This window comes from Amycolatopsis sp. NPDC051372, assembly GCF_040682095.1.
Lineage (GTDB): Bacteria > Actinomycetota > Actinomycetes > Mycobacteriales > Pseudonocardiaceae > Amycolatopsis.
Genome location: NZ_JBFBAF010000040.1, coordinates 54,856 through 69,561, shown reverse-complemented (window position 1 = coordinate 69,561; position 14,706 = coordinate 54,856). Strand labels below are relative to the sequence as shown.

Genomic DNA, 14,706 nt, shown 5'->3' with positions numbered 1-14,706 from the left:
TAAGCGACCGCTCACTCCGCACGTCCCGTGAGCTGCGTCAACAACGGCAGCAGCGCGGCGGGTTTCTCCACGTGGGCGTTGTGCCCGAGCCCCGCCAATGTGACGGAGTCGGCAGCCAGCGCACGCAGCTGCTCCGGGCGTGACATCGGGTCGTCGGCGCCGGCGGCGAGCACGACGGGGCACGTCACGTCGGCCAGCAGCCGCGGCAGGTCCGGCGCGCCCACGCCGAACGCGGCGGAGTCCAACGCCAAGCGCCAGCCGTCGGCGGTCTCCACCACACCATCGGGATCGGCAGGCGCCAGGCCGGTGAGCCCGGCGACCTTCAGGTACGCGACCTCGGCGTCTTCCCTCGAGGCGAACAACCGGGGCGGACGCGCGGCCATCGTGGCGGCGCGGTCCAGGTCCTCGGCGCTCCACTCCACCTTGACGCCCAGCGCCAGCACTCCGGCCACGGCCAGGCCGTGCCGCCCGGAAGCCAGCTCCAGCGCCACCACACCACCCAGGGAATGCCCCACGACGACGACCGGCCCGGCGTCACCCAACCCGGTGGCCACCGCGCCCGCCATCGCCGAGAACGAGTAAGCCGGCAACGGCGCCGAACCACCGTGTCCGGGCAGGTCGGGCACGAGCAGGCGCCGGTCCAGCAGCTCGGCCAGCCCGTCCCACACCGCGCCGGTCGCGCCCAGGCCGTGGAGCAGCAGCACGGCCGGCTCGCCGGACCCGCCGGTGCGCAGCTTCAGCGTTTCCACCAGTCGGATCTTTCCCCAGGCCGGGGTTCCGGGGCTAGGGTCGAGACCGTGTCGAGTGCCCTGATCGCCGACCCGGACACCTACGTCGAAGGCGTGCCCTACGACGTGCTGGCGAAGCTGCGGCGCGAGACGCCGGTGACGCGCGTCGGCGACTTCTGGGCCGTGCTGCGCCACTCCGACGTGCGCGACGTGCTGCGCAACCCCGCCACGTTCTCGTCACAGCTCGGCGGCACGCAGATCCGCGACCCCGCGACGGCCGAGGACCTCGGCTACGTGCGGCGCATGATGCTGAACATGGACCCGCCCGAGCACGGCCGGCTGCGCGGGCTGCTGACCAAGGCGTTCACCCCGCGTGCGATCGGCCGGCTCACCGAGCGCATCGAGGGCTGGGCCCACGACCTGGTCGCGGCCGTCGCGGACCGAGGCGAGTGCGATTTCGCCAAGGACGTGGCCGCCGACCTGCCGCTGCTCACGCTCGCCGAGGTGTTCGGCGTGCCCGAGCAGGACCGGCGGCTGATGTTCGACTGGAGCAATCGCGTGATCGGCTTCCAGGACGCCGAATACGCGGTGAGCGCCACCGTCCGGCCGGAAGACGTCACGGACCTCGCCCGTGCCGCCCTCGCCGTGCGGCCCGAACCGGGGCCGGACGGATCGATGCCCGATCCGCGCACGCGCGCCGGGATGCCGGACCTCTACGCGTACGCCAACGCCCTCGGCGAGTACAAACGCAGCCACCCCGGCGACGACGTGATGAGCAACCTCATGCAGCACGTCGACGACGAGGGCGGCCGCGTCTCGATCGCGGAGTTCGAGAACCTGTTCTGGCTGTTTTCCGTGGCGGGCAACGAAACTCTGCGAAACGGCTTGCCCGGCGGGCTCGCCGCACTTCTGCACCACCCGGAGCAGTACCGCAAGCTCCTCGACGACCGCTCGCTGCTGCCGGGCGCCGTCGAGGAGATGCTGCGCTGGTGGACGCCCGTCATGCACTTCCGCCGCACGGCCACCGAGGACACCCGGCTGTCCGATGTGGACATCAAGGCCGGCGACAAGGTCGTGGTCTGGTTCTCCTCGGCCAACCGCGACGAGACCGTGTTCGCCGACCCCGACGCGTTCGACGTCACGCGCGCGCCGAGCGAGCACCTGACGTTCGGCCACGGCCCGCACTTCTGCCTCGGTTCGCACCTGGCGCGCGTGCAGATGCGGGCGCTGTTCGAGGCCGTCCTGGAGCAGCTCGGCGAAGTCCGCCTCGCGGGCGAACCGCGGCGGCTGCGGTCGAACTTCCAGAACGGCCTCAAGAGCCTCCCCGTTCAGTGGGGATGACCGCGCGTCACGACGAGCTTGGCGACGCCGGTCGAGGTGAACCCGAAGAAGATGAACGCCAGGATTCCGTACTGCACCAGGGAATCCCCGGCGAACCCCGTGGACAGCTCGGCGATCAGGAGACCCAGCATCACCAAACCGATCACGAGGTACGCCCAAGCCGTGCCCCGCGTACGGGGAAGCCAACGAAGCCCCATTTCTACCTCCCCGAGTTGAGATCGCGGATCAGGTCCTGCACGGTCTGGCGTAGGTGCGAAAGCGCGTCGCGCACTTCGGTCGCGACGCCGCCGGCGTGGTGGTCGACCGGCCCGGCCACGGGGTGCACCTCGTCCTCACCGGGCAGTGGCACACCGGGGCACGTGGTCGAGGCGGGCCGCGAGTTCTTGGTGAGGAACGTGTTCACGAGCCCGTCGACGCACGGGTTGCCGTTGATCGCGTATTCGCCGTGGAAGGGCGCGTCGTCCACGGAAATCAGCGGCACGCCGGCCGCACGAGCCCCGGCGCGGCCCTGCTCGTAGCCGGTCTGCGGATCGAACTCGCCCTGCACCACGAGAACGTGGCTCGCGACCGACGCCGGCAGGTCCGGCAGTTCGTGCTGCGGCGCTTCAGACCAGAAACCGCACGGCTCGCTGAGCCCGTAGGACCAGCCGTACAGCGGGTCGACGGGACCTTGGCGGTCGCTGAGGTTTTTGTACCAGGCCGCCGACCGCGTCAGCTGGTCACCGCAAGCCACGGCGTAGCGGGTGCCGCCCACCGGTGCGTAGTCGGGCTTCGCCGCGACGACCTTCGCCACGGTGAGGTCCGCGGCCTTCACGCCGAACGCGGTGCGCGACTCGGCGTCGAGGTCGGCCGCGAGGTCCTTCGGCGGCGCCGGCGCGGTGCCGTCCAGCGCGGCCGCGCCCTGTGTGAAGATCAGCGCGCCCAGCAGCCACTGCAGTTTGCTGCCGTTGCCGACGAAGATGTGGTCGAAGTTGTCGGGTGACATGCCCTTGCTCGCGTAGTACGCGCGCACCTGTTCGTACTTCTGTTTCACCGCCTTCGGCGTCTTGCCGAGCTGGTCGGGGAACTGACGTGAAAGCCACGGCACGTACACGTCGTCGAACTGGCGCTGATCGACCTCGGGGAACGCCTCGAAGTCGGCCTGTAGGCGGCCCTCGAAGTTCACGCTGGAATCGAGCACGATCTTGCCCGCGTGATCGGGGAACATCGACGCGTACTTGGCGCCGAGCCACGTGCCGTAGGAGTAGCCGAGGTAGTTGAGCTGCTGGTCGCCCAGCAGCGTGCGGATCAGGTCCATGTCGTGAGTGGTCTGCCACGTCGTGATGTACGGCGTGAGCGCGTCGCTCTGGCAGGCTTCGGCGATCGCCCGCGGCGTCGCCTGGTGGGCGGCGATGCTGGCGGCGGAGCGATCACGGGCGTCGAGGGCGGTGCCGGGCAGCCGGTCGGTGGGCACCTGGCACGACAACCCCTTGTCACTGCTGCCTTCCTGGCCGGTGCCGCGCGGATCCATGCCAATGAAGTCGTACTGCGCGTTGACGGTCGGTTCGAGCCCGGCGAGCCGGCCGGCCAGGGAGGTGCCCTGCCCGCCCGGGCCGCCGGGGTTCACGAGGATCGCGCCGTGGCGGTCACCGGTCGCCGCGACGCGGCTGATCGACACCTTGAGGTCGACGCCCGCGGACGGGTTCGCCCAGTCGCGCGGCACGGTGACTTCGGCGCATTGTGCGGGTTTCGCCCCGGTGGCCGGTTTGAACGCGCAGTCGCCCCACGTGATTTTCTGGCTCGTGTAAGGGTCTTCGGCCGCGGTCGCCACTGCCGGGACCGCGGTCGCCGCGGTGGCCGTGATGACCGCAGCGACCAGTACTGCTCTGGGAGTTCGCACCGGGAAGTCCTTTCGTCCGTGATCCGCTTGCCGTCGAGTCTCGTGCGCGCGCGGACGCCGGCGATCAGCCTCGGGTACGAACTTCCGGCGCCGCCTCGGCCGTGCGAACGAGGCGGGCCAGCGCGCGCGGGGCTGCCGCAGCGGGGAAACTGGCGGCATGACCATTCCCGCGCCCGGCCCCGGCGTGGTGGGCCGACGGGTCGTGCAGCGCCTGCTCGACCAGCTGCTCGCCACCGTGCCCGTGGCGGTGGTCGCGGTGCTCGTCGTGCTCTACGTGCCCCCGCCCGGCTCGCTGCTCACGTTCATCGAGGTCGTGGCGTTCACGACGTTCGGGATCTGGATCGTCGCGAGTCTGTACCTCGAGATCTGGTGGCCGCACCGGCACGGCGGGCAGACGCCGGCGATGCGCTGGCTGCGGATCCGCGTGGTGCTGCCGGACGGCGGGCAGCCGCCGTTGCGCGCCTACGTGATCCGCGCGGTGCTGATGGTGGTCGACGGGTTCTGCTGGGGGCTCGCGGGCGTGGTGATCATGCTGGTCAGCCCGCGTCGGCAACGCCTCGGTGACCTGGTCGCGGGGACGCTGGTCGTGCGCGTGCCAGCCGCAGCTTCAGCGGACGAGCCCGGTTTCCCAAGCCCAGATGGCGATCTCGGTGCGGTTGCGAGCCCGCAGCTTGCGCTGGGCGGCGGCGAGGTGAGTCTTCACGGTGGAGAGCGACAGGACGAGTGACTCGCAGATCTCGGCGTTGGTCTGGCCGCCCGCCACGGCTTTCACCACGTCGAGCTCGCGGTTCGTGAGCGGACTGTCCGGTTCGGACCGTTCTTTGCCGGCGCTGCCGACGAAGTGGGCCAGCAACCGCGTGGTGATGGCCGGGGAGACGAGCGCTTCGCCGTGCGCGGCCGCGTGCACGGCCTCGATCAGCAGCGTCGCGCCGGCGTCCTTCAAGAGAAAACCGCAGGCGCCGGCGCGCAGGGCCGCGTGGACGTTCTCGTCGAGCCCGAAGGTCGTGACCATCACGACGTGCAGCGGATCGGCGACGTCGGGACCGGCCAGGAGTTTGGTGGCCTGCAGCCCGTCGACGCCGGGCATGCGGATGTCCATCAGCGTGACGTCGGGACGCAGCTGCCGCGCCAGCCGTACGGCGTCCTGACCGTCGGCGGCCTCGCCGACCACCTCGATGTCGGGCTCGCCTTCGAGGATGAGCCGGAAGCCGGTGCGGACCATCGCCTGGTCGTCGGCGATCAACACGGTCACCGGCACGGGGTTCCTCCTGCTCAGGCTGTTCTGGTCAGGCTGTTTCGAGCGGCAGCCGCGCGGCCACCAGCCAGCAGTGCCCGGCCGCCGGGCCCGCGGAAACCGTACCGCCGACGGCGGTGACGCGTTCGGTCATGCCGATCAAGCCGTAGCCGCCGGGACGCGTGGGCTTGGCGGCGCCGTCGTTGCCGACCTCCACCACGAGGTCGCGCTGGTCGCGGCGCACGCTCACGCGCACGTCGGTGGCGCGCGGCGCGTGGCGGCGGACGTTGGTGAGGGCCTCGGTGATCAGGCGGTGGACGGTGGTCACGACCTCGGGCGTCGCATTGAGGCCGCCGAGGTCGTCGGGCACGTCGAGGGTGATCGTGCCGTCGTTGGGCACCGCGCGGTCCACGGCCGAAGCGAGCCCGGACGGTGGACTGAACAAGTTCTCCCCGTCGGTGCGCAGCGTGCCGACGAGCCGGCGCATCGACGCCAGCGCCTCCGCGCCCGCGTGCTCGATCTCGGAGAACGCGCTGGTGTCGCCGCCTTGCCGTGCGGTCACGCGGTGCGCGGCCTGCACGCGCACGACGATGCCGGTGATCTGGTGCGCGACCAGGTCGTGCAGTTCGCGCGCGAGGTTCAGCCGCTCCGCCGCGCGCACTTCGACGGCTTCGGCGCGGGCCCGCGCGTCGGCGTCGCGCAGCAGCAGGCCGATCGCGAGCGCCGCACCCCACGCGACGGCCGCGGCGGCGGAGAACAGCGCCGCGGGCGAGCCGATGCCGTAGCGGAACACCGGCGCCGCCACGGCCGCGATTCCGCCGAGGACGGACAACGTCGCGGCGGGCGGGCGTTGCAGCCGGTGGCAGCACGCGCCGACGACCAGCGCGATCGCGAGCGCCTCCGCACCACTGGGCTGCACCGGCAGCCGTTGCCCGAGCGCCGCGACGCCCGCCGTGACGGCCGTGCCGAGCAGCGACAGGCACGAAACCGCCGTCGCCACGAGCGCCACGTGGTCCGGGAAACGGCGGCGCAGCACAGCGAGCACGGCCACCACGGGCCCCAGCCCGGGCGCGAAGTCCACGGCGATCAGCGCGAGCGTGCCCTGCGCCGGGCCGGAGCGCGCGAACACCACGGCGTCGAGCACCACGAGCACCCCGAGCGCCGCGATCTCGGCGACCAGGGCGATGCGCGGGCCCACGCGCTGGGTGGTCATGGTCCTGATCGTCTCGTGCCGGGGCGCGCTTCGCCTCCTGCGCGGGTGCGAAGTGCCTCGGCCGTGAGGCTGAGCCGTGCGTTCAGCCGAAACTCACCAGCGACAGCCAGGTGTCGAGGAACGCCGTGTCGCCCGTGAGCTTCGCGGTGGTGGCGGGCACGCGGGCATAGATGATCAGCAGCAGGTCGGTCAGCGGCGCCTCGACGGTCACGGCCGGGTTCTCGATCGCGCCGGGATGCCACGCGGGCAGGTCGCCGGAGAGGTCGACGGTCCACGACGCCGCGTGGTCCGTCGGCGTGAGGTGGATCGTGTGGCCGGGGCCCTGCAGCGCGCGGCGTTCGGGGAAGTAGTCGAACATCACCGGCAGGGAGCCGAGTTCCAGCCACTCGTCCAGGGTGTCGTGGGCGATGTCGCCGTCGAGCGCGAAGCTCTGCCCGAGGGCGAGCGTCACGTCGGCGCGGTGCATGGCCGTCTCGTGCAGGAAGCGGCGGGCGTAGAACGCGGCTCGCGGCGCTCCGGCGGGGACGGGGGTCCAGACCTCGGCGTCGGGCCCGGCTTCACGCAAGGTCGTCGCCAGGGCCTCGGCGCCGTCGGTGAGCCAGCTGCTCGGCCGGACTTCGTGTCCCGGGTTGCGCAGGTAGTCATCGGCGGGGGCCTGGGATGCGCGCGTGCGCACGATTGCTTCGGCGTACCGGTGCCCCGCGCCGATGTGGTTGAGCAGCTGGCCCAGGCTCCAGTCCGGGCACGCCGCGATCCGCGTCGCGAGGTCAGCGCCGTTCGCGGTGGCCTGCAGCAGCTCGGTCTGCGCCGCGATCTCGGCGGCCCGGCGTTCGAAGTCCATGGTGGTCGTCCTTTCGGTTCGCTTCACCAAGGAGTCGGCGCCGGTGCCGCCGACCGGACACGGTGGCTCAGGATTCTTCCGGAGCCGGATCGATCGCCACGGACCGCGCGAGCGTCTCCAGCGACGCGAGCGCGTCGATGCGGCCCTGCAGCGTGGCGGACAACGCGTCGAAGGCGTCGCTGCCCAGCGGGACCCGCAGCGGCGGGTTCTCCTGGGTGCTGAGGTCGTGGATCGCGCCCGGCGACCTTGCCGGGGTCGCCCCCGCCGCCGTGCTCGCGCAGCGCGGGCAGCACGGCGCGCGTGATCGCGATCGGCGCGTGCAGCATCGTGGTGAGCTGGCTCTGCACGAGCTCGGGGCTCTGGTCCTCGAGGGCACCGATCACGCCGAAGCCGGCGTTGTTCACGACCACGTCGAGCGGCCCGCGGGCCAGCACCCGGCCGAGGACCTCGTCGATCGCCGGGAGGTCGCTGACGTCGAGCTGCTCGACCTCGATCTGCGAGCCGTACTTCTGCTCGAGGTCGGCCACGCTCTCGGGCCGCCGGACCGCGGCGACGACCCGGTCGCGGCGATCGAGCACGACCTCGGTCAGCGCCCGGCCCAAACCTCGGGAGGCCCCGGTGACGAACCAGCGACGGACAGCACTCATCTGCAACTCCAGGAACTCGCGCGGTGGGGGAAGCCGAGCGCGAGGCTAGGAGGAGCGGGTTCGCGGCGGCACCGGCAGCTACGCCGTGCGTTCGAGGGAAGTGACGCGGTAGGTCAGGTGCGTCATCGTCGGCGTGGTGACGACGTCGGTGCGCTCCAGTGCCACGCGGTGGCCGGCGAGGTCGTCGAACAGCCGCACGCCGTCCCCGAACAGCAAGGGCACGAGGTGCAGCCGCAGCTCGTCGACGAGGCCGAGGCGCAGGTACTGGCTGATCGCCGAGCCGCTCATCAGCACCACATCACGTTCGCCCGCGGCTTCTCGTGCTTGAGCCAGGGCGGCTTCCGGGCCGTCGGTGACGAAGGTGAACGTGGTCTTCCCGCGCTCCAGCGGTTCGGCCGGACGGTGGGTGAGGACGAACGCCGGCCGCTCGAAGGCGCCGTCCGGGCCCCAGACGTCGATGCCCATGTCGAACGTGGTGCGCCCGAGCACGAACGCGCCGGTGCCGGTGAAAAACCCGGCCATCACGTCGTGGTCGGCCTCGGTGCCGTGGGCCATCCACGTGTGCAGCAGCTCGCCGTCGCGGCCGAGGCGGTTGTCGGTGTCCGTGCCCGGGCCGGCGACGACACCGTCGAGCGACATGCTGATCTCCGCGACGACCTTCCCCATCGGACTACTCCTTCGTGGTCCCGGTGTTCGTGGTCCAGGCGTCGCCCCATTCCGCGTCGCGCGCGGCGCGGTAGCGGGGGCCGTGGCGTTTGGACACGGTGACGCCGGAAGCGAGGCCATCCACCGTACACAGATCGAGCTGCACGAAACCCTTGTGCTTGCGTGGGTGCCGCAGGATCCGCGCGTCGGCGCGGTCGGCCGCGACGCCTGCCGGCGCCGCGACGACGTAGGAGAACTTCTCGTCCTCGAACCCCAGCGTGCCGGCCTTGATGCGCCGGTGCACGCCACTTCGCGGCAGGCGCGCGGCGAAGTGGCACCAGTCCTCGCCGGGTTTGACGGGGCACTCGCCGTCGTGCGGGCACGGCGCGAGCACCGTGTGGCCGAGGCCGCGCAGCACGTCGCGCGCCGCGCGGATGCGGGCGAACCCGGCGGGCGTGCCGGGCTCGATCAGCGCCACCGCACCACCCGACGCGGCGAGCCAGCGCACCACCTCGTCGCGCACGCGTTCCGGCAGCTCGCCCAGGACGTACGACAGGGTCACCAGGTCGGCGGCCGGCAGCGGCGACGACGGATCGATCAGCCCGCGTTGCCACGTCGCCCCGCGGACCGCCGCGTCCGCGGCGCTCGCCGCGAGTTTCCGGCCGAGGGTGAGCGCGCCGGCGACCTGCTCGACGACGGTGCACTTTTCCAGCGTCGGCCACGCGCGGGCCGCGGCCCAGATCGCCGCACCCGTGCCGCCGCCGACGTCGAGCTGCGTGCGCGGCGCGAACTCGGGCGCGGCTGCCGCCACTTCGCTGAGCACGGAGCTGACGGCCGCGTACGTCGCCGGCATGCGGTAACCCGCGTAGGCGGCGACGTCGAGCTCCGAGGTGAGGATCGGCGACGTCGCGGCTTCGCCGGAGCGGTAGCGCGAGCTGAGCTTGTCGACCGCCTGGGCGAGCCGGGATTCGGGGAAGCGGCCGAGCTCGTGGTCGAGGGCGGTTCGCAGGTCGTCGGGGAGGTGCGCCACGACGGAGAATTCTCCCACGCCCGATTTGTCCCCAGGCGGGCACCTGACCTGCTAGTTTCGTCCGCGGGGAAAAAGTTCGGGGGCCTTGTCGATCCAGTGGCCGCCCGTTCGACGTAAGCGTGACGGCAAACCACAGAGAGAGGATCTCCCGATGCGGTTCATGGTGATCATGAAGGCGAGCGAAGAGTCCGAAGCCAACCAGCTGCCGACTACCGAGATGCTCGCCGAGATGGGGAAGTTCAACGAGGAGCTCGTCCGGGCGGGCGTGATGCTCGCCGGTGAGGGCCTCACGTCGAGCGCCGACGGTGCGCGTGTGCGCTTCGCGGGCAACGCTGAGCCGACCGTGATCGACGGCCCGTTCGCCGAGTCCAAGGAGCTCGTGGCCGGCTTCTGGATCCTGCAGGTGAAGTCGAAGGAAGAGGTCATCGAGTGGGTGAAGCGCGTGCCCAACACGGACGGCGCGCACCACGAGATCGAGATCCGGCGCATCGCCGAGGCCGAGGACTTCGGCGACAACCTGACGCCGGAGCTGCGCGAGGCCGAGGAGAAGCTGCGCGCGGAAGCGGCGAAGAACGCCTGATGCGCTTCCTTGTCATGGTCAAGGCCAACGCGGACTCCGAGGCCGGGGTCTTGCCGAGCGCCGAGCTGATGGAGCAGATGGGGAAGTTCAACGACGAGCTGGCGGCGTCGGGGCACCTCGTGCAGGCCGAGGGCCTCGCGCCCAGCTCGAAGGGCGCGCGGTTGGTCTACTTCGACGGTGAGCCGCAGCCGCAGGTCGTTGACGGGCCGTTCGCGGAGACGAAGGAGCTCGTGGCCGGGCTGTGGATCCTGCAGGGGGAGTCGGTGGCGGAGATCGTCGAGCTGCTCAAGCGCGCGCCCAACCCCGACCTGCAGGCGGGGGTCGTCGAGATCAGGCCGCTCGTTCCGTGACGGCACGCCCGCCCGAGGCTTGCTCTCGGGCGGGCCAGCCTGTCTGATGGGCCCGTGGAGACGCACGGTGCCGTGGAGGCGGTCTGGCGGATCGAGTCGGCGCGGGTGATCGCGGGCCTCGCGCGGATGGTGCGCGACGTCGGGCTCGCGGAGGAGCTCGCGCAGGACGCGCTGGTCGCCGCGCTGGAGCAGTGGCCGGAGACCGGCGTGCCGCGCAACCCCGGCGCGTGGTTGATGACCACGGCCAAACGCCGCGCCATCGACCAGTTCCGCCGCAACGAGACGTTCGGCCGCAAGCTCGACGAGCTCGGCCGCGAGCAGCAGGCCTTCGAGCCGGACCTCGACGATTTCGACGCGGTCCTCGACGAGGAACACATCGAGGACGACATCCTCCGGTTGGTCTTCACCGCCTGCCACCCGGTGCTGCCCACACCGGCGCGCGTCGCCCTCACGCTGCGCATGCTCGGCGGCCTCACCACCGACGAGATCGCCCGCGCGTTCCTCGTCAAGGAATCCACTGTGGCGCAACGGATCGTGCGTGCGAAGAAGTCCCTGGCCGACGCGAAGGTGCCCTTCGAGGTCCCCGTCGGCGAAGAGCGCATGGCCCGCCTGTCGTCCGTGCTGGAAGTCATCTATCTGATCTTCAACGAGGGCTACTCCGCCACCCACGGCGACGACTGGCTGCGCCCCGCCCTCTGCGAAGACGCCCTGCGGCTGGCCCGCGTGCTCACGGGGCTCATGCCAACGGAGCCCGAGGTCCACGGGTTGGCGGCGCTGCTGGAGATCCAGGCTTCACGGTCCGCCGCGCGGACGGGGCCGTCCGGGGAGCCGGTGTTGTTGCTGGAGCAGGATCGGGGTCGTTGGGACCAGTTGCTGATCCGTCGTGGGCTCGCGGCGTTGGCTCGTTCGGAAGAACTGGCCGAGGGTGCTTACGGCCCCTATTCGGCGCAGGCGGCGATCGCCGCGTGTCATGCCCGGGCGCGGGTGCCGGAGGAGACGGATTGGGCGCGGATCGCCGCGTTGTACACGGGGCTCGCGCAGCTGACGCCTTCGCCGGTGATCGAGCTGAACCGGGCGGTGGCGGTGTCGATGGCCGAGGGTCCTGAGGCCGGCCTTGAGCTCGTGGACAAGCTGAAGGACGAGCCGGCGTTGAAGAACTACCACCTGCTGCCGAGTGTCCGGGGGGATTTCCTGGTGAAGCTGGGCCGTCTGGCCGAAGCGAAGGCCGAGTTCGAACGCGCGGCGGACATGACGGGGAACGCCCGCGAGCGCACGTTGTTGCTCGACCGCGCGGCGGCTTGTTGACCGGCGTTCTTCACGCCTCCACGAACACGATCCGCTCCGGCGGCACCACCAGCTTTACCGTCTGCCGCTTCACCTCCACCAGCGTCTCGAGCTCCGTCGACTGTCCATCCGGGACGGTGAACAACCGGTCGTCGCGCGTGTCGAGGAAGTGCGCGAAGCCGGCCAGTGAGACTCCGCCCGTCTCGTCCAGAGCAAGGTAATCGGCCAGTCGGCGGAACAGCTTGGGCAGCAGCACGAGCTCATCCTGCAACTGCGCCCGAGAACGGAGTCGAAAACCCTCACTGGTCACATCCGAAGCCCACACGCCGCTTCCCGACGCTCGTGCGGACGAGGCAGCGTCGGCCAGCGCCTGGCGCAGATCGACGTACAACAGCGAATAGAACGTCGGATACGCGAGACCCTCCGAAATCAACTGGAAATTCACCGAGTTCTTCACCGTTTTCGCATCGAGGAACACCTCGCTGCCGTCCACCGAACGGCCGGGCCGCTGACCCGGGAAGGCGAACGCGACCGCGCGGCCGTACTTGTCGGCGAAGCGCGTGAGGATGTGGCCAGCGACTTTCTCGGGCTTTGCCGCCGTGACGATGCCGCCTTCGCCTCGCGTCACGGAGGTGAAACCGAGCAGTGACACGAGCCGGTCGGCCGCGGCGTCGCCGAGCGCGGCGGGCTGGTGCAGCATCTCGCCGCCGCGCGGACGGTAGTGGGTCTCGAGCGCGTCGATGGCGTCGAGGCGCAGCTGCATGCCGCCGCGGGAATTGAGGCGGACGCGCAGGCCGGCGTTTTTTGTGGCGGAAGGGTCGTCGGGGTAGAACCGCACGGAGTCGCCGTCCGGTGCGGCACCGAGGAGCTGGAACGTGCCTTTGATCAGCGTCAGTGGCATGTGCACCACCGTAGATCGCGCGGAGCCGGGTGTGTCCGGTTTTCATCCGGACAGCCCAGTCACCGCCCACAGTGGACGGTGACTGGTTGCCCGGAAACGCGGAAACCGTGTCAGGGGATCATGAAACTGAGCACGGTCGCCTGCAGCAGTGACATCACGCCGACCACGGCGGTGAGGGCGAGTGACCACAGGAACGTCTGGCGCAGCAGTGATCCTTCTTTGCCGCTCTGCCCGATCGCCGTCGCGCCGATGGACAGGTTCTGCGGCGAGATCATCTTGCCCATCACGCCGCCGGACGTGTTCGTGGCTCCCGCCAGCACGGGGTTGAGGTGCAACTGCTGCGCGGAGATCACTTGCATGGGCCCGAAAAGGCTGTTGGTCGACGCGTCGGAGCCGGTCAGGAACACGCCGAGCCAGCCGATGTAGGCGGAGAAGATCGGGAACAGCACGCCGGTCGTGGCCAGTGCGAGGCCGAGTGTCTGCGTGGCGCCGGAGTAGTTCATCACGAACGCGATGGCCAGGATCATGAAGATCGTCGCGAGCGCCCAGCGCATCTGGTGCAGCGTGTTGCGGTACGTCTGCACCAATTGTTTCGGCCGCGCGCCCATCGCGAAGCCGGCGATCACCGTGGCGATGAGCGCGATCGTGCCGGGGGAGAAGAGGAAGTCGACGGTGAACGTCGCCGCGTACGGCGTGTCCTTCGGCGTGATCGGCGCGTGCTGGATCACGTGGTTGTGCAGCCCCGGCCACGCGAACACCCAGTCGGCCTTGTGCAGCAGCTTCGTGAGGTCCAACCACACGGGCAGGTGCGCGAAGATCGTGCCGATACGCGAGAGGAAGATCGCGAGGATCAGGATCACGTACGGCATCCAGGCGTAGAGCGCGCCGCGTTCGGACTTCGCCGCGCCCAGGCTCGCCGACTTGACGGGTTCTTCGCCCTCGAAGCGCCACACGGTCTTCGGCTGCCAGAACCGCGTGAGCACGTACAGCGCGGCCATCGCGGCGAGGGCGGCGAGCACGTCGACGAGGCTCGCGCTGATGTAGTTCGACGCCGCGAACTGCATGAGCGCGAACGCCAGCCCGGCCGTGACGACGGCGGGCCAGACCTCCAGCATCTTCTTCCAGCCGGCCAGCACGATGATCAGGAACGCCGGGATGATCACCGCCAGGAACGGCACCTGCCGCCCGACCATCGACGAGAACGCGGCCGTCGCCTCTTCCGGCTTGAGGTGCATGATCGGCCCGGTGAGGCGGCCCAGCACGATCAACGGGTTGCCGAGCCCGCCGAACGCCACCGGCGCGGTGTTCGCCAGCAACGCCAGCACCACGGCCTTCACCGGCGGGAAGCCGAGCGCTGCCATCATCGCCGCCGTGATCGCGATCGGCGACCCACCACCCGCGACGCCCTCCAGCAGCGCCCCGAAGCTGAACGCGATCAGCAACGCCTGCAGTCGCCGGTCCTCACTGAACCCGGCGAGCACGCGCTTGATGCTGTCGAAGCGGCCCGTGGTCACCGTGACGTTGTGGAAGTACACGGCGTGGAACGCGATCCACGCCACCGACCACACGCCGAAGATCACGCCCATCACGGCCGAGTCGAGCGCGAGCCCCGTCGGCATCCGGTAGAGCAGCAGCGCCACCCCGAGCGCCGTGATGAGCGCCAACGCCGCCGACAGGTGCGCCGACAGCTTCACGACGCCCAGCGCCACCAGCAACACGATGATCGGCAGCGCGGCGAGCAGCGCGGACACCCACAGCCCGCCCGCCGGTTGGTAATCCTGGATCCAGGTCACGCGTCAGCCCCTTCGCTGATCCGTCCGGCCCTCCCGACGGCGGCGGTTCCGGGAGACCCAGAGGTTTTCGTTTCCTGCCGACCACGGCGGACGCCGAGCCGGCCTACGCTGGCGGCGGGTATTTCGGCTGCGGCTGGTGCCGAGCCTGGGGTGGGTCGGGTCTACCGACCGCGGTTGCGGCCGGCTTTGTCACGCGAGGCGGTGCCGGCGAGTGCCGGGCCTCGGTGGGTAGGTCGGGTT

General features: G+C 70.7%; 16 protein-coding genes. 5 read left to right on the top strand and 11 right to left on the bottom strand.

Annotation, left to right across the window (positions count from 1 at the left end):
• Positions 1-11: 11 nt before the first annotated feature.
• On the bottom strand, positions 12-749 hold the full coding sequence (locus AB0M56_RS42575) for an alpha/beta hydrolase (RefSeq protein ID WP_364186994.1): 738 nt from the start codon (positions 747-749) through the stop codon (positions 12-14).
• A 48-nt stretch (positions 750-797) separates the two neighbouring features.
• Between AB0M56_RS42575 and AB0M56_RS42570 the strand changes: the two genes are divergently transcribed.
• Positions 798-2,069 (top strand): cytochrome P450, encoded by a 1,272-nt coding sequence (locus AB0M56_RS42570; RefSeq protein WP_364186992.1) that lies wholly within the window; start codon positions 798-800, stop codon positions 2,067-2,069.
• On the opposite strand, the gene AB0M56_RS42565 is transcribed toward AB0M56_RS42570, so the two are convergent.
• Both AB0M56_RS42565 and AB0M56_RS42560 read right to left on the bottom strand, forming a co-directional pair.
• Complete coding sequence (locus AB0M56_RS42565) at positions 2,057-2,266, bottom strand: hypothetical protein (RefSeq protein ID WP_364186990.1); 210 nt, start codon at positions 2,264-2,266, stop codon at positions 2,057-2,059. The genes AB0M56_RS42570 and AB0M56_RS42565 overlap by 13 nt on opposite strands.
• 2 nt (positions 2,267-2,268) lie before the next feature.
• Positions 2,269-3,948, bottom strand: a complete 1,680-nt coding sequence (locus tag AB0M56_RS42560) for an alpha/beta fold hydrolase (RefSeq protein ID WP_364186988.1) — start codon at positions 3,946-3,948, stop codon at positions 2,269-2,271.
• Positions 3,949-4,105: 157 nt separating this feature from the next.
• Here AB0M56_RS42560 and AB0M56_RS42555 point away from each other — a divergent pair, with 157 nt between their 5' ends.
• On the top strand, positions 4,106-4,675 hold the full coding sequence (locus tag AB0M56_RS42555; RefSeq protein WP_364186985.1) for an RDD family protein: 570 nt from the start codon (positions 4,106-4,108) through the stop codon (positions 4,673-4,675).
• Here AB0M56_RS42555 and AB0M56_RS42550 read toward each other — a convergent pair.
• The 6 genes from AB0M56_RS42550 to AB0M56_RS42525 all read right to left on the bottom strand — a co-directional run bounded on the left by AB0M56_RS42550 (position 4,556) and on the right by AB0M56_RS42525 (position 9,576).
• On the bottom strand, positions 4,556-5,206 hold the full coding sequence (locus AB0M56_RS42550; protein WP_220244737.1) for a response regulator transcription factor: 651 nt from the start codon (positions 5,204-5,206) through the stop codon (positions 4,556-4,558). The two genes, AB0M56_RS42555 and AB0M56_RS42550, sit on opposite strands and share 120 nt — an antisense overlap.
• 28 nt (positions 5,207-5,234) lie before the next feature.
• On the bottom strand, positions 5,235-6,395 hold the full coding sequence (locus tag AB0M56_RS42545) for a histidine kinase (RefSeq protein WP_364186982.1): 1,161 nt from the start codon (positions 6,393-6,395) through the stop codon (positions 5,235-5,237).
• A gap of 82 nt (positions 6,396-6,477) precedes the next feature.
• A complete protein-coding gene (locus AB0M56_RS42540) occupies positions 6,478-7,236 on the bottom strand; it encodes a maleylpyruvate isomerase family mycothiol-dependent enzyme (protein WP_364186979.1) in 759 nt (252 codons plus the stop codon).
• A gap of 23 nt (positions 7,237-7,259) precedes the next feature.
• Entirely contained in the window at positions 7,260-7,883 is a 624-nt protein-coding gene (locus AB0M56_RS42535) for an SDR family NAD(P)-dependent oxidoreductase (protein ID WP_364186976.1), read from the bottom strand.
• 78 nt (positions 7,884-7,961) lie between these two features.
• Positions 7,962-8,549, bottom strand: a complete 588-nt coding sequence (locus AB0M56_RS42530; RefSeq protein ID WP_364186973.1) for a dihydrofolate reductase family protein — start codon at positions 8,547-8,549, stop codon at positions 7,962-7,964.
• Positions 8,550-8,553: 4 nt separating this feature from the next.
• A complete protein-coding gene (locus tag AB0M56_RS42525) occupies positions 8,554-9,576 on the bottom strand; it encodes a small ribosomal subunit Rsm22 family protein (protein WP_364186970.1) in 1,023 nt (340 codons plus the stop codon).
• Between the two features lie 133 nt (positions 9,577-9,709).
• Here AB0M56_RS42525 and AB0M56_RS42520 point away from each other — a divergent pair, with 133 nt between their 5' ends.
• The 3 genes from AB0M56_RS42520 to AB0M56_RS42510 are packed head-to-tail and all read left to right on the top strand — an operon-like array spanning position 9,710 to position 11,793.
• The gene (locus AB0M56_RS42520; protein ID WP_364186968.1) at positions 9,710-10,138 is read left to right on the top strand and encodes a YciI family protein; all 429 of its coding nucleotides are present in this window, start codon (positions 9,710-9,712) and stop codon (positions 10,136-10,138) included.
• Positions 10,138-10,488 carry a YciI family protein gene (locus tag AB0M56_RS42515; protein WP_364186966.1) on the top strand — a complete coding sequence of 117 codons (351 nt, stop codon included), beginning with the start codon at positions 10,138-10,140 and terminating at the stop codon, positions 10,486-10,488. The genes AB0M56_RS42520 and AB0M56_RS42515 overlap by 1 nt, the downstream gene beginning before the upstream one ends.
• Before the next feature lie 54 nt (positions 10,489-10,542).
• Positions 10,543-11,793, top strand: a complete 1,251-nt coding sequence (locus AB0M56_RS42510) for an RNA polymerase sigma factor (protein ID WP_364186963.1) — start codon at positions 10,543-10,545, stop codon at positions 11,791-11,793.
• A 10-nt stretch (positions 11,794-11,803) separates the two neighbouring features.
• On the opposite strand, the gene AB0M56_RS42505 is transcribed toward AB0M56_RS42510, so the two are convergent.
• Both AB0M56_RS42505 and AB0M56_RS42500 read right to left on the bottom strand, forming a co-directional pair.
• Positions 11,804-12,610, bottom strand: coding sequence for a nuclease (locus tag AB0M56_RS42505; protein ID WP_364186961.1), 807 nt, complete (start codon positions 12,608-12,610; stop codon positions 11,804-11,806).
• A gap of 173 nt (positions 12,611-12,783) precedes the next feature.
• Positions 12,784-14,466 (bottom strand): L-lactate permease, encoded by a 1,683-nt coding sequence (locus tag AB0M56_RS42500; protein ID WP_364186958.1) that lies wholly within the window; start codon positions 14,464-14,466, stop codon positions 12,784-12,786.
• Positions 14,467-14,706: the final 240 nt, after the last annotated feature.

What these genes read in the sequence shown, in the direction of transcription:
- AB0M56_RS42545 (WP_364186982.1), bottom strand. Translation starts at nt 6,395, where the DNA reads ATGACCACCCAGCGCGTGGGCCCGCGCATCGCCCTGGTCGCCGAGATC.
- AB0M56_RS42565 (WP_364186990.1), bottom strand. Translation starts at nt 2,266, where the DNA reads ATGGGGCTTCGTTGGCTTCCCCGTACGCGGGGCACGGCTTGGGCGTAC.
- AB0M56_RS42540 (WP_364186979.1), bottom strand. Translation starts at nt 7,236, where the DNA reads ATGGACTTCGAACGCCGGGCCGCCGAGATCGCGGCGCAGACCGAGCTG.
- AB0M56_RS42515 (WP_364186966.1), top strand. Translation starts at nt 10,138, where the DNA reads ATGCGCTTCCTTGTCATGGTCAAGGCCAACGCGGACTCCGAGGCCGGG.
- AB0M56_RS42520 (WP_364186968.1), top strand. Translation starts at nt 9,710, where the DNA reads ATGCGGTTCATGGTGATCATGAAGGCGAGCGAAGAGTCCGAAGCCAAC.
- AB0M56_RS42535 (WP_364186976.1), bottom strand. Translation starts at nt 7,883, where the DNA reads ATGAGTGCTGTCCGTCGCTGGTTCGTCACCGGGGCCTCCCGAGGTTTG.
- AB0M56_RS42530 (WP_364186973.1), bottom strand. Translation starts at nt 8,549, where the DNA reads ATGGGGAAGGTCGTCGCGGAGATCAGCATGTCGCTCGACGGTGTCGTC.
- AB0M56_RS42555 (WP_364186985.1), top strand. Translation starts at nt 4,106, where the DNA reads ATGACCATTCCCGCGCCCGGCCCCGGCGTGGTGGGCCGACGGGTCGTG.